The sequence below is a fragment of the Streptomyces sp. NPDC049970 genome (assembly GCF_040660235.1).
GTDB lineage: Bacteria > Actinomycetota > Actinomycetes > Streptomycetales > Streptomycetaceae > Streptomyces.
Genome location: NZ_JBFALP010000017.1, coordinates 19930 through 33121, shown reverse-complemented (window position 1 = coordinate 33121; position 13192 = coordinate 19930). Strand labels below are relative to the sequence as shown.

10 protein-coding genes are annotated in these 13192 nt (G+C 71.2%); 4 read left to right on the top strand and 6 right to left on the bottom strand.

Annotated elements, in window-relative coordinates:
- Positions 1-3: 3 nt before the first annotated feature.
- The 4 genes from AB0I83_RS25100 to eccE form a co-directional block, all read right to left on the bottom strand.
- Positions 4-1878, bottom strand: a complete 1875-nt coding sequence (locus AB0I83_RS25100; RefSeq protein WP_363306227.1) for an ABC transporter substrate-binding protein — start codon at positions 1876-1878, stop codon at positions 4-6.
- Between the two features lie 198 nt (positions 1879-2076).
- Complete coding sequence (locus AB0I83_RS25095; RefSeq protein ID WP_363306226.1) at positions 2077-5148, bottom strand: SCO5717 family growth-regulating ATPase; 3072 nt, start codon at positions 5146-5148, stop codon at positions 2077-2079.
- A gap of 427 nt (positions 5149-5575) precedes the next feature.
- Complete coding sequence (locus AB0I83_RS25090; protein ID WP_356535501.1) at positions 5576-6298, bottom strand: hypothetical protein; 723 nt, start codon at positions 6296-6298, stop codon at positions 5576-5578.
- Positions 6298-7650 (bottom strand): type VII secretion protein EccE, encoded by a 1353-nt coding sequence (eccE, locus tag AB0I83_RS25085; protein WP_363306225.1) that lies wholly within the window; start codon positions 7648-7650, stop codon positions 6298-6300. Before eccE ends, AB0I83_RS25090 begins: the two co-directional genes overlap by 1 nt.
- 223 nt (positions 7651-7873) lie before the next feature.
- Between eccE and eccB the strand changes: the two genes are divergently transcribed.
- From eccB to AB0I83_RS25065, 4 genes are all read left to right on the top strand, one after another.
- The gene (eccB, locus tag AB0I83_RS25080; RefSeq protein ID WP_363306224.1) at positions 7874-9424 is read left to right on the top strand and encodes a type VII secretion protein EccB; all 1551 of its coding nucleotides are present in this window, start codon (positions 7874-7876) and stop codon (positions 9422-9424) included.
- 36 nt (positions 9425-9460) lie between these two features.
- Complete coding sequence (gene mycP, locus AB0I83_RS25075) at positions 9461-10696, top strand: type VII secretion-associated serine protease mycosin (protein WP_363306223.1); 1236 nt, start codon at positions 9461-9463, stop codon at positions 10694-10696.
- A gap of 212 nt (positions 10697-10908) precedes the next feature.
- Positions 10909-11262, top strand: coding sequence for a hypothetical protein (locus tag AB0I83_RS25070; RefSeq protein WP_356535497.1), 354 nt, complete (start codon positions 10909-10911; stop codon positions 11260-11262).
- A 50-nt stretch (positions 11263-11312) separates the two neighbouring features.
- Entirely contained in the window at positions 11313-11621 is a 309-nt protein-coding gene (locus AB0I83_RS25065; RefSeq protein ID WP_356535496.1) for a WXG100 family type VII secretion target, read from the top strand.
- A 95-nt stretch (positions 11622-11716) separates the two neighbouring features.
- On the opposite strand, the gene AB0I83_RS25060 is transcribed toward AB0I83_RS25065, so the two are convergent.
- The gene (locus AB0I83_RS25060; RefSeq protein WP_356842713.1) at positions 11717-11950 is read right to left on the bottom strand and encodes a DUF397 domain-containing protein; all 234 of its coding nucleotides are present in this window, start codon (positions 11948-11950) and stop codon (positions 11717-11719) included.
- 223 nt (positions 11951-12173) lie between these two features.
- A complete protein-coding gene (locus AB0I83_RS25055) occupies positions 12174-13190 on the bottom strand; it encodes a hypothetical protein (RefSeq protein ID WP_363306221.1) in 1017 nt (338 codons plus the stop codon).
- Positions 13191-13192 lie beyond the last annotated feature (2 nt).

Below are 13192 nucleotides of genomic sequence, written 5' to 3'. Positions count from 1 at the left end.
GGACTATTCACGGTCTTCCGCGGTGGAACGACGACGCATGGCGAACAGCAGCCCGCCACCGGCGAGGACGACTACGGCGACACCGACACCGATGAGGACTCCGGTGGAGCTGCCGCTGTCGCCGGACGAGTCGCCCGACGCACCGGCGGCCGGGACCGCCGACCACCAGCTCCAGTAGCCGTCCTGCCCGAAGATGTTGCCCGCGTCCGAGGGCATGGTCGTGATCGACTTGATCTGGTCGGTCCGGTAGGCCTCGACGGCATTGGGGTACGCCATGACATTCATGTACCCCGTGTCGTACAGCCGCGACTCCATCTGCTTGACGAGGTCGGCCCGTTTGGCGGGGTCGTATTCGGCCAACTGCTTCGCGTAGAGGTCGTCGTACTGCTTGTCGCAGATGAAGTTGTCGGTCGCCGCGGACTCCTTCGGCTTGGCCGGAAGCGCCGCGCAGGTGTGGATCGACATGACGAAGTCGGGGTCCGGGTTCACGGACCAGCCGTCGAACGCGAGGTCGTACTCGCCCGCGTACCAGGGGTCCGAGACGTTGTCACGGCAGTCGACGTCCAGGCCGATGCCCAGGTCGCCCCACCATTCCTGGAGGTACTTGCCGATCGCCTTGTCGTTCGGGTCCGTGGCGTGGCACAGGATCCGGAAGTCGAGCGGCTTGCCGTCCTTGCCCGCCCGCTTGCCGTCGCTGTTCTTCCTGTAGCCGGCCTCGTCCAGGAGGGCGCCTGCCTTCGCCGGGTCGTAGGCGTGCTTCTGCCCGGCCGCGGGCTTCCAGAAGTACGAGCCGTAGCGGGGCGGGATGTAGCCCTCGCCCTCCACGGCGTGGCCCTGGAAGACCTTGTCGATGATGGTGGTGCGGTCCACGGCGGTGAAGAGCGCCTGACGCACCTTCTGGTCCAGCAGGGCCGCGTGCCCGTCGCCGAACTTCTTGCCGTCCTTGGTCCGCGCACCCGGATTCGTGGCCAGGGCGTAGAAGCGCCGGCCGGGGGCGTCGTTCACCTTGATGTTCTCGGCCGTCTTCAGGGAGGCGGCCTGAGCGGGGGTCAGGCTCGGGCTGCCGGCGACGAAGGAGACCTCACCCTTGCGGAGGGCGGCGACGGCGGCGTCCTGGTCCTTGTAGTACCGGAAGACGAGCTCGTCGAACTTCGGGGCGCCCCGCCAGAAGTCCTTGTTGGCCTTGAGCTTCACATAGCTGTCGACCTTGTAGTCCGTAAGGATGAACGGACCGTTCCCGACGATCGGGAACTTCGTGTCGTTGTTGAACTTGGAGAAGTCGCCGACCTTCTCCCAGACGTGCTCGGGCACGATGGGCACGTCCAGCGCCGTCATCGTCGCCTGAGGCTGCTTCAGCTCGATGACCAGCTTGTCGGGGCTCGGCGCGGTCACCTTCCTGAAGTTGGAGACGAAGCTGCCGTTCGACGTCGCCGCGCCCTCGTCGGTCATCATCTTGTTGAAGGTCCAGGCCGCGTCCTGCGCGGTCGCCTTCTCACCGTCCGACCACTTGGAGTCGGACCGGATCGTGTATGTCCACGTCAGTTTGTCCGCCGAGGGCTCCCACTTGGTGGCGAGACCCGGGACCGTGTGGTTGTCCTTGGCGTCGTAGTTCGTCAGGAAGTCGTACATCAGCCGGTGGACGCTCGTGGAGAGCAGACGCTGGGCCAGGAACGGGCTCAGGGAGTCCACGCTCTGCGCGACCGCGACCGTGAGCGTCGACTTCCCGTCGGCTGCGTGTGCCTCCGGCGGGGTGGGGCCGAACGGATTTCCGGGAACGACGGATCCGGCGGCCAGGGCCAGAGCGGCTGCCCCGGAGGCGAGAAGGATGCGCAGGCGGCCGCGTGGGCGGGACGAGCGTGGTGGGACTCTTGTGACCATAGGACGTGGACCTCGCGTCATGACTCGCACGGTGAAGGCGGGCAGATCTCTGGTTCGCCAGTCGGTGAAGCGAAGGTTTATCAGCGGTGGTCGAGTCGCGTCAACGGTCGTCCAAACCGCGTGTGGTCTGCGGGAATGCGATGAGGGCCCGCACCGTGTGAACGGTGCGAGCCCTCATTGGTTTAGACCTCTACTGCCTTACTGCTGAGGCGCCGACGGCGGCTGTGGAGGGTGCTGGTGCCGGCCCCCCGGCGGAACGGGACCATGCAGTTCGGGCTGCCCGGACTGATGTGCCTGGCCATCGTGCTGCGGCGGTGCCGGCGGCGGCCCGGCCCGGCCCGCACCCGACTGCCCCTGCGGGGGCTGCTGCTGCTGCCGGCCACCCTGCTGGACGCCCTGTCCGGGGTACGGCGACTGCGGCTGCCGGGGTGCGGCGGGCTGCTGCGGGGGCTGCTGGCCGTACTGGGGCTGCGCACCGTACTGCGGCTGTCCTCCGTACGGCTGCCCTCCGTAAGGCTGACCGGCGTACGGCTGCTGCGGCGGATACGGCTGTCCGGGCTGCGGCTGCCCGTACTGCGGCTGTCCGGGCTGAGGCTGAGGCGGGTACGGCTGCTGACCGGACATTTGCTGACCGGGCGTCTGCTGACCGGGCGTCTGCTGCTGTCCCGGCATCGGCGGGGCGAACTGCGGCGGCGGGTTGCTGCCGTCCGAGGTCCACAGGCCCTGCTGCTGCTGGGCCCGCTGGAAGTCCTCGGCCACCAGTGCGGAGAGGTTGAAGTAGGCCTCCCGGGTCTTCGGGCGCATCATGTCGAGATCGACCTCGGCGCCCGCCGACAGATGCTCGTCGAACGGTACGACCACCACGCCGCGGCAGCGGGTCTCGAAGTGCTGCACGATGTCGTCGACCTTGATCATCTTTCCGGTCTCGCGCACACCGGAGATGACCGTGAGGGAGCGCTGGACCAGATCCGCGTAACCGTGCGCCGACAGCCAGTCCAGCGTCGTGGACGCGCTGGAGGCGCCGTCGACGGACGGCGTCGAGATGATGATCAGCTGGTCCGCGAGGTCCAGCACGCCGCGCATCGCGCTGTAGAGCAGGCCGGTGCCCGAGTCGGTGAGGATGATCGGGTACTGCTTCCCCAGGACGTCGATGGCCCTGCGGTAGTCCTCGTCGTTGAAGGCGGTGGAGACCGCCGGGTCCACGTCGTTGGCGATGATCTCCAGACCGGAGGGCGCCTGCGAGGTGAAGCGGCGGATGTCCATGTACGAGTTCAGGTAAGGGATCGCCTGCACCAGGTCCCGGATGGTGGCCCCGGTCTCACGCCGAACGCGCCGGCCGAGTGTGCCCGCGTCCGGGTTGGCGTCGATGGCGAGGATCTTGTCCTGCCGCTCGGTGGCCAGGGTGGAGCCGAGCGCGGTGGTCGTGGTCGTCTTGCCGACACCGCCCTTGAGGCTGATGACCGCGATCCGGTAGCAGGACAGGACCGGCGTACGGATCAGCTCCAGCTTGCGCTGCCGCTCGATCTCCTCCTTCTTGCCGCCCAGTTTGAAGCGGGAGGCACCGGAGGGGTTGCGGCTGCTCTTGGCCTTCTGCTTGCCGCGTACCAGCCGGTCCGAGGAGAGCTCCACCGCCGCCGTGTAACCGAGCGGAGCGCCCGGCACGGAGCGCTCGCGCTGGTCGTGCGTCACCGCCGTCGGCCAGGCGGAGCCGGTGCGCGGGTCGACGGGGGCCTGGGGGCCGGGCGGCTGGGGCTGATACGCCTCGGGCTGCTGCTGCTGCTGCGGTGCCGGCAGGTTCGGCGCCCCCTGGGCCGGCTGCTGGGGGATCTGCGGAGGGAAGGGTGCGTTCCGCTGCCCCGGTGCCGGGAACTGCGGTGCCTGGGACGCCTGTTGCGGAGCGGGGAAGCCGTAACCGCCCTGCGGCGGTGCGGCGGGGGGCAGTTGGGGCGCGTTCTGCGCGGGGAAGGGCTGCGGAGGTGCCTGCGGGAAGCCGTAACCGGCCTGCGGCGCCTGCGCGTCGTGGTGCACGGGCTGCGGCGGGGGTCCCTGCGGGAACCCGTAGCCGGCCCGCGGCGGCGCCGCGTCGGTGGGAACCGGCTGCTGGGATCCCTGCGGGAAGCCGTAACCGCCCTGCGGCGCTGGAGCGCCGGGGTGCATCGGCTGCTGCGGCACCGGCGGGACTGCCACTGCCGGGGGCCGCGGGAATCCGTACCCTCCCGGTGTCTCGCCGGACGGTGCGGGCTCCGGCCGCTGGGCCGGCCACCGCTCCGCCGACTGCGGTGCGTTCGGCTGCGGTGCGGCGGGCTGGAACGCGGGCGGCAGCGGCGGGAGGCCGCCCTGCGCGGGCGGTGCGGGGGACCACGGGGCCGGCGCGTCCGACGGGACGGCGTCCTGCGGTGCGTGGGCGGCGGACGGTGCGTCGGCCTGAGGTGCGCCGACGGGCGACGGGGACGTGGGGGGCACTTCGGCCCGCGGTGCGTCCGCCGGCCCCGCCACCGGTCCGTCGGCCGCGCGGGCGTCGTCGGCCTGCGCGTCGTCGGCCCCCGCCGTCGAGTCGGCGGTCTCCGTGGACTCCGGGGCGTCGGAGGTCCCGGTTGCCTCGCGGTTCTCCGGGCCCTGCTCGTCCGGCCGCGCGACAGGGGCCTCGGACCCGGCCGCGTCCTCGGGCGAGGCGGGTTCCGGTGCGGAGCGTCCCTGCTGCTCGGTTTCCGGTGAGACGGGCACGGCAGCGGGCGCGGTGGCCGCAGGTGCCGGCTCGGCCGTACGGTCACCGTCGCCGGGCGCCCCGGTCTCGGCAGCCGCCTCGCGCTCCGCGATGTCCCGCTTCAGCGCGGCCGGCGAGAACCGCATGGTGGCGCCGCTCTCCACGTCGCCCCCGCCGAACGCCCCGGACGTGCCGTTCCCGGATGCCGGCTCCCCGGGCGCCCCTGCCTCGGCGGAGGGCGAAGGGTGTGCCGGGGGTGCGGGCCGGGCGGAGTGTGCCGCCGGCGCGCCTTCCGGCGGAGCCGCCGGAGCCGGACGGCCGCCCGGCTCGAAACCGCCGGAGGCCGGCAGCCCCGGTACGGCCATGGGCGCGCCCTGCGGCGGCGGAGGCGGTGCCAGGTGTGATCCGGCCCCGCCCGAAGAGTCCCCCGACGCGTTCTGCGTGTACCAGGCGGGCGGGGTGTAGTCGATGGTGAACTCACCCGTCATCTCCACGGGCTCCGCGTCGGACGACTCGTCGACGGGCACGTGCCATCCCCCGTTGATCTCGTCCCGATCGCCGTTCACTTTGCCTCCTGGTGTGGTCGAGCACCCTTGTGCCGTGGTGGGTGGGGGCGACCGTTCCCGATGTCCGGTCCGCCCGGCTCTCCCCCTTGCGACGCGCAGTGCCTGCCCGCAGGTTCCTCTGCCGCGCCCCACCCACCCTAATCGCCATGGGGTGCACCGGGGCAGGCCGTATCGCAAGGGAAGAACTGTCCATTAGGTCACGTCACGTCACAAGTGAACCAAGTGTGAAGGAGCGACCGCGATGAAGTGGTCCAAAAGTGCATCTGGTCGTGATACGCGAGCCGTTCCGCGCACCGGCAGCGGCACGGCAACAGAAACGGCACGGCAACAGCCGCCGCACAGTTGAGGCCGCGGCGGTGGCGAAGCGACAGGCAGCAGCGCCGTCAGCGATCCGCACCGCGACCGTCGCCGCGCGGCGTGCCGCGCCTCAGTCCATCCGCCGCGCGCCACCCAGCAGCCCGGACTCGGCGTCGGTGGCCTGGGTCATCACGAACTGCCGGTCCCGGCCGGTGCACCAGAGGGTGACGCCGTCGGCCAGCGTGGACAGCGCCTGGGTCTCGGCGGCCGGCAGGTTCATGATCCGGCCGATCTGCGTGGCCTCGTCCGGGGAGACGCGCTGCACGCCGACCAGGGCGGACTTCCCCATCAGCCGGGGCGCCACCGGGCTCAGATACGGCAGCAGGGTCACCACGGACTGCCAGGGCCCGGCAACCACCCGCCCGCGCGGCGGGCGCATGCCGCAGTCGCGCACCACGACCACGGGGGATCCGGCCGACGCACCCTGCGGTGGCACCCGTCCGACGTCGTGCAGCGATATGCACGGCTGCCCACCGCCCGCCGCCTGTGCGAGGCCCGTCCAGGCCTGGGCGCGGCCGGTCTCCACCGCGATCCGGGCACCCGTCGCCGCCGAGCGCAGGGCTAGCACCTGCGCGGTCCACAGCCCGCCGATCAGCGTCACCTCGTACGGGGTGGGGCGGTTGATGCCCAGCACGGCGGGCCGGCCCTGCGCGTCCACGCCGATCACCGTGCCGTCGTCCCCGACGGGCAGTGCGAGCGAGGCCAGTTCGTCGAAGGACACCGTGTGCCGGCCGCGGCGCGGGCCGATCAGGCCGAATCCCAGCCGGGACCTGGCGCTCGAGGTGGCGGACATCAGCGGGTACCCCCGAGCGGCAGTGTGGCTAGCACACCGGGCAGTTGTTCGCGGTCCAGCCTGACCAGCGAGGCCTTGACGCCGCGTGCGGTGCGCTCGAGTTCGTGACGGGCCGTGACGAGTTCCTCGTCGCTGCGCCCGGTGATGCGGAGATGCCCCGTGACCGAGACCGCGGAGCGGTCGGCGTTCCCCAGCGTCAGGCTGAACGTCGTGGCCAGGGCGGGAATGGAGGTGAGCAGCGCGACCAGCTGTGGCATGGACGCACCACCGCCCCCCAGGGCCGGCCAACGGCCGACCCAGTAGCTGGTGTGCCACCGGTCGTCGCAGCGCCAGGTGCGCGAGGTCTCCTCCGTCCGGCGGCCCGGCGTCCCGGTTCGGCCGGCCTGCGCCGTCGCCAGCGGGCTGGCGCACGCGGAGGTCGCGATCGCCGAAGTCAGCTCCTGCTCCGTCAGCACGGTCGCCCGGAAGCCGGCGCCGGTCAGTCGGCTGGCCAGCTGGTCCGCCGCGCGCACCGCGCACTTCTGCGCGCCGACGATCCCTCCGCCGCGCGCCTCCACGGCCTCCGGGCAGAGCTCGGGGTCCAGCTTGAGCGCGATCCAGGTGATCCGCAGTGCGGGCGATCCCGTCTGCGCCTGCAGCGGCGCGTAGTTGCGCGCCGCCACCGACTGCTGCGGCAGGTGGGGGGCGGGAGCGGGCTGGGTGTGCTGCACGATCTGCGCGGACTCCAGCCGGATCCCGTCGACCTCCAGTACCTCCCGTACGAGGCCCAGGGGCAGCGGCCGCGCCGAGCGGTCGGGCCGCAGGGCGGTGGCGTCCGACTCGACCTGGACCACGGCGGAGAGGTACGTGCCGTCGCCGATCATCCCGACCGGGCGCCGGTCACGGTCGCTGAAGGAGTAGGTGCGCAGGGCCGGTTCGCACTCCACCGCGGGCGCCAGCCCCGGTTCCGTACCCGCCGGCACGGCCAGCGAGGCGGACCGCCGGACGCGGGCGCGCAGCGCGAGGACGGTGCCCAGCCACTCCGGCAGCGAGCGGCGGTGCCGGCGGACCACGGCGAGCAGGATCAGAACCGCTGCGAGGGCGCCGGCCGGTACGAGCAGCAGCGGCTCGGTCACCCAGGCCGCCACCAGCAGCGCCGCCGCGATTTCGAGCAGTACGAGCTGTTGCAATCGGAACGAACCGATCTGTCCGGCACGTCCGTTCAGTCGAGGGGCCGCTGCCCCGGCGGGGCCCTGGGTGCCGCTCGGAGAGGTGTGCGGACCGCGGCGGGAGGAGCCCCGGCGGCCCGTCCCGGGTCCTCCGGACGGCTGTGTGTTCCCGGCCGGACGTGTCCGCGTCGCGGAAGCCATCATTCCGGCATTCCCCCGTTCATAAGGCCCCAACTCGACCCGATCGCCCCGCTCCCGCCGGGCCTTCGGCGGCTGGATCACCCTACCCGCCCCGTCGGCGCACACGGTCAGCAGGCATAGTAGGGGGCCGGTCCGGCGACAGGGTCCGGCATCCGGGTCCGGCACAGGGGACGGGGACGCGCACGCTCCTGGGCCGCACGGGGAGACACGGGAGACAGACGCACTCATGGCATCACGGCGGGACGAGCTCAACGCGTACACCTTTGCGAAGAAGCGCACGGTGGCCGCATTCCTCCAACCCTCGCCCACGGGTACCGAGGAGGGCGCTCCGCGGCCCCTGCGCGCCGTCGTCCCGAGCCTGATCGTGGGAGCCCTCGTGCTGGCCGGCTTCGGTGCCTGGGGGATGTTCAAGCCCACCGCGCCGAAGGACTGGGACAAGCCCGGCACCAAGGTGATCGTCGGCAAGAAGTCCACCACGCGCTACGTCGTGCTGGAGACGCGCGACGGCAAGCGGAAGAAGACCCTCCTCCACCCGGTGCTGAACCTCGCGTCCGCCCGTCTCCTCCTCACGCCCCAGCAGTTCGACGTCGTCCAGGTCGGCGACGACATCCTCGACGCGGGCAGGCCCCCGCGCGGTCCGATCCTCGGCATCCCGTACGCCCCCGACCGCCTGCCGGAGGCCTCGGACGCGGGCAGCGCCAAGCGGTGGGCGGTCTGTGAACAGCCCGGCGGCAAGGGCAACAGCGTGCAGAAGGCGGCCTTCGTCTTCGCCGAACGTGACAACAAGCTGACCGATGACTCGAACCGGCTCGACGGCGGCCAGGCGCTCTACGTCCAGGGCCAGGACAAGGCCCGGTACCTCGTCGACGCGAGCGGCACCAAGTACCGCATCGACGAGAGCACCGCGGACCAGGGCCACCTGACCAACGCCCTCGTCGGCAGCAGGCGGCCGCAGGCCGTCACCGACGACTGGCTCGCCACCCTGCACGAGGGCGACCCACTCGTCTTCCCGCGCATTCCGGGCACCGTCGGCGCGTCCGCCCACATCCAGGGCCAGCTCTCCACGGAGGAGAACAAGGTCGGCACGGTCCTGCGGACCAGGACCGGCGAGGGCATGACGTACCACGTCGTCCTGGACGGCAAGGTCCAGCCCGTCTCCGAGTTCACCGCCTGGCTGCTGGTCAACTCGCCCCAGACGGCGCAGCTGAACCTCGAGGGCGAGGCCCGCGCCGTCGGCCTCCAGGACTTCGTGCCGGACGCCGGCACGTTCGCGGGCCAGCCGTCCGACTGGCCCGCCCACAGAACCAGGCAGGTCAACTCGACCGACGGCGGCGGCAGTCGCGACACGGTGTGCAGTGTCCTGCGCAAGGTCGACGACAAGGGGCGTACGACCCTGAGCACCTGGGCCGGCGACGCCTACCCCGCCTCCATCAACGCCGGAGGAACCAGTACCTACGTCACCCCGGGCAGCGGGCTGCTCTACACCCAGGTCCGGGGCGAGCAGACCAAGCCGGACGGGTCGCTCTTCCTGGTGACCGACACCGGACTGCGGTACGCGGTCCAGGCGAACGGCGACAGCGACGCCGAGCGCTCCGACATCGGCAGCGGCACCGCCGACCAGCAGGCCCAGGACGGCAGGCCCGAGGCGAGTCAGGCGCAGAGCCGGCTCGGATACGAGAAGGTGACCCCCTCGCTCGTGCCGATCGCCTGGTCGGAGTTCCTGGCCAAGGGGCCCAGGCTCGACACCAACAGCGCACGTCAGCCCCAGGGCTCGTAGCCGCAGCCGGCGCACGGACACGGGGGAGAGGAACAGATGTTGTACCGGAAGACGGCAGTGCTGACGGCGGCCATCGCCGCGCTGGCGGCGCCGCACGCCGCGTACGCCACCGAGGGGCCGCGGGACCATGCCCGGCCGGTCCTGGACGGCAGCGGCGAATGCACCTTCCCGATGAAGGAGCAGTTCGAGGGCCGTCCCTGGCCCCTGCAGCGCGTCCTGCTGGACGAGCTGTGGCAGGACACCAAGGGCAAGGGCGTCAGGGTCGCCGTCATCGACACCGGCGTGGACAACGCCAACCCGCAGCTGAAGGACGCAGTCGACGCCTCGGCCGGACGCAACCTGCTCAAGGGTGGCAGCGCAGACGGCACCACGGACGAGGTCGGCCACGGCACCAAGGTCGCCGGAATCATCGCCGCCCGCCCCCGCGAGGGAACCGGGTTCGTCGGCCTGGCCCCCGAGGCCACCATCATCCCGATCCGGCAGAACGACGAGAACAACAGCGGCAAGGACACCACGATGGCCACCGCGATCGACCACGCGATCGCCAAGGGTGCCGAGGTCATCAACATCTCCCAGGACACCACCAAGCCGCTCGCCGAGGACTCCGCACTGGGCAGGGCCGTCGCCAGGGCGCTCGCCCGGAACATCGTCGTCGTCGCCTCCGCGGGCAACGACGGCATGGACGGCAGGCTGAAGGAGACCTACCCGGCGGCCTTCCCCGGCGTCCTCGCGGTCGCCTCCTCCGACCGCAACAACGAGCGCGCCGCGTTCTCGCAGGCCGGCGACTTCGTCGGCGTGGCCGCGCCGGGCGTGGACATCGTCTCCACGGTCCCCGGCAACGGCCAGTGCACGGACAACGGCACGAGCTTCTCCGCGCCCTACGTCGCGGGAGTCGCGGCGCTCCTCGTCGCCAAGTACCCCGCGTGGTCCCCCGCCGAGATCGTCGCCCGGATCGAGCAGACCGCAGAACGTTCGGTCAACGGTCACGACGCCTACGTCGGATGGGGCGTCATCGACCCCGTGGAGGCACTCGCCGGGGGCAGGGACGACGTCCCGTCGGCCTCGGCGCACCCCGACCCGGCGCCGCCCAAGGCCCCGGCCCCCGAACCGGCGCACCTGGCGATGTCCGAGACCTCGCAGGAACGCGGGGAGCGCTACGCGACCTACGCCCTGGTGCTCGCGGCCGTCCTGGTGTGCGTCGTGGCCGGTACCGCCACGGTCGTCCGTGATGTCCGGCTGCGGCGGGGACCGCGCCGGGAGAGCCCTCAGTGAAGTAGATCTCTCGCCGGAAAGTGCGGTTGGGCGGAGATGGCGAAGTGGCTAGGGTGGTAGCAGACTTCACGTGTGTGACGGGGGAACGAGAAGTGGACGAGTCCGATTCCGGTGTGCGCCCGCGCCGCCGGGAACTTCCGGTACCCCGTGCTGCATCAAGCCTGTCCGCGACCCCGCGGACGGGCCCGGGAACTGAGAGATAGGACCTCCGGATGAGCACTCCCACCGGTTCTGGGTTCGGACTTGCCGACGATCCGATCGTCCAGGCCAAGAACAAGATCATCGAAACCGCCCAGGCGGTGTCCAAGCAGTCCCGCGAGCTGGCCGACATCCTCGCGACCGTCAGCGCGGGATGGACCGGTGTCGGCGCCGGAGGATTCACGACCGCACAGATCGTGATCAACGAGGACCACGACGACATCCGCCGGCTCCTGGACGTGCTCCTCAACGGTGTGAGCCAGACGAAGAACCTCTCCAACGCGAACGACGACGAGGTCCGCGCGGCCTTCAACGCCGTGAAGGAGCCCGCCTCCTCGTCGAACACCTCCGGACTCAACAACCTCTGAGCCCGGCCGCAGCACCCATCCGTACACGTTGTGACCCGAGGAGCAGACAGATGGCCGGAGCAGACCCGAACACCAAGGTCAGGTACGAGAGCGTCCAGGAGATGGCGACCCGCATCCGCACGGTGTCGCGCAACATCGTCAAGGACCTCGAGGAGATGGACGCCGCCCTCAAGGTCGTCACCGACACCTGGGACGGTGAGGCCCACGGCGGATACGTCAGCCTGCAGAAGCAGTACAAGGGCAAGGCCGACCACATGAAGAACCGGCTCGAACAGGTCGCCAAGATCATCGAGAACGGCAAGGACAGCTACCGTTCGACGGACCTCAAGGCCTCGCGCCAGTTCACCGAGGGCTACTGACCCCACCACGGGCCGCATCGACCCGGTCACGTACGGAAGAGGGGCACGCCCGCCGGGCCGTGCCCCTCTTCCGTGGGCCCACGGCCCGCGTACGCCTACTTCAGGTCGAACTCGCCGTCCCGCGCGCCCAGCACGAAGGCGCGCCACTCGGCCTCCGTGTAGCGCAGCACCGTCTCCGGGTCCAGGGACGACCGCATCGCCACGGCGCCGCCCGGCAGATGCGCGATCTCGACCCGCTCCTCGACCTCCTCCGTCCCGGGGGCGCTCAACCACTCCACCCCTGAGATGTCGAGTGCGTACAGCTCGTCCTTCTCCTGCTGGGTGCCCATCAGACGCCTTTCTGTCCGGCGGAGAAGCGCCCACCACCGGGTATTCGTGCTTACGGCCTGGCTACCGATTATTCCCGCTCCACTCCCCGGGAGTCACCGGAATCGGATGATCGCGAACTCGCGCCCGTGCGCTGCCCGTCGAATCAGCTGCGGAGATCGTCGAGCGCTCGCCGGGGGGCGGTCCGGTCACTGTTACGGCAGCGCTGTACGGATCGTGCCCGGCTCACGGTGTCGTGGTGGAGCAGCCATAGTTCTTGCCGACGGAGGTGACGAAGTCGGCGAAGACGGTCTTGGCCGGGGGGGTGTCGGGGGATTCCAGGGCGGATGCATAGGTGGGGCCGAGCTCCATCGAGAAGTACGTCGGTGTGCCCGAGCAGTCGGCCACCACATGCCGTTGGTCGAAGCCCGAGACGCGCAGGCCCGCGAGTCCCGGCTGTTCCTCGAATCCGGGGGAGGAGGCGATGGCGTCGAGGACGCGCGCTTCCTGCGTCACGACGAAGGTGGCGTGCCCGCTCACTTCGCAGGCCCAGACGGGGCCGTTCCGCCCCTGGACCGTCTGCTGTGCCGCTTCCCTGTCCGCCACCTGCCAGGGGAGGGCCAGGCCCCTGATGCCGCACATCGCGTCGTCCGGGATCATCTGGCGGGCCGGGGCGGCCGGGAGGGTGCCGGGCACGGTGAGAGGCCGGTCAGGTGCGCACCCGGCCTGTTCCGCCGCCCTGTTCGCCACGTCGGTCAGCAGTCGGGCCAGTGCTGTGGGGTCGGAGCCCGGGGGAGCGTAGCCCTCGATGATGGCCGGGGCCGTCTTCGCGCAGCCGGCCGGCAGCAGTACCCAGCCGTGGTCCTTGCCCACTCCGCCGGTCGCCGGTCCGGAGAAGAACGACACCGTGGCGGGACTGGGCCAGCGGCCGTCGGTGAACGCGAAATCGCCCCGTTCGTGGGTCCCCGAGATCCTGAGATGTCCCGCTCCGGCCCCGGACGGGAACGACGGTGCCTCGACGGTGCAGGAGAACTCCACCTCGTCGCCCGGCCGGGAATCCAGGCCGTCCCCGTCGGAGATACGGCCGCCCCCGGACAGTACGGCGTCGGCCCGCGCGGTGGACACGAGGCCTCCGCACACCTCGTCCCCGGCGACGAGGTTGGTGTTCAGCCACACATGGACGGCCGCGAGCACGACGCCGAGCGCCAGTGCCGGAGCGATCCACTTCCACCGGGGTGCCCGGTTGCCCTTGCCTTGCGTCATGT

Excerpts from the sequence above, each read along its gene's own strand:
- mycP (WP_363306223.1), top strand. The coding sequence starts at position 9,461 with ATGTTGTACCGGAAGACGGCAGTGCTGACGGCGGCCATCGCCGCGCTG.
- eccE (WP_363306225.1), bottom strand. The coding sequence starts at position 7,650 with ATGATGGCTTCCGCGACGCGGACACGTCCGGCCGGGAACACACAGCCG.
- AB0I83_RS25055 (WP_363306221.1), bottom strand. The coding sequence starts at position 13,190 with ATGACGCAAGGCAAGGGCAACCGGGCACCCCGGTGGAAGTGGATCGCT.
- eccB (WP_363306224.1), top strand. The coding sequence starts at position 7,874 with ATGGCATCACGGCGGGACGAGCTCAACGCGTACACCTTTGCGAAGAAG.
- AB0I83_RS25060 (WP_356842713.1), bottom strand. The coding sequence starts at position 11,950 with ATGGGCACCCAGCAGGAGAAGGACGAGCTGTACGCACTCGACATCTCA.
- AB0I83_RS25070 (WP_356535497.1), top strand. The coding sequence starts at position 10,909 with ATGAGCACTCCCACCGGTTCTGGGTTCGGACTTGCCGACGATCCGATC.
- AB0I83_RS25065 (WP_356535496.1), top strand. The coding sequence starts at position 11,313 with ATGGCCGGAGCAGACCCGAACACCAAGGTCAGGTACGAGAGCGTCCAG.
- AB0I83_RS25100 (WP_363306227.1), bottom strand. The coding sequence starts at position 1,878 with ATGGTCACAAGAGTCCCACCACGCTCGTCCCGCCCACGCGGCCGCCTG.
- AB0I83_RS25090 (WP_356535501.1), bottom strand. The coding sequence starts at position 6,298 with ATGTCCGCCACCTCGAGCGCCAGGTCCCGGCTGGGATTCGGCCTGATC.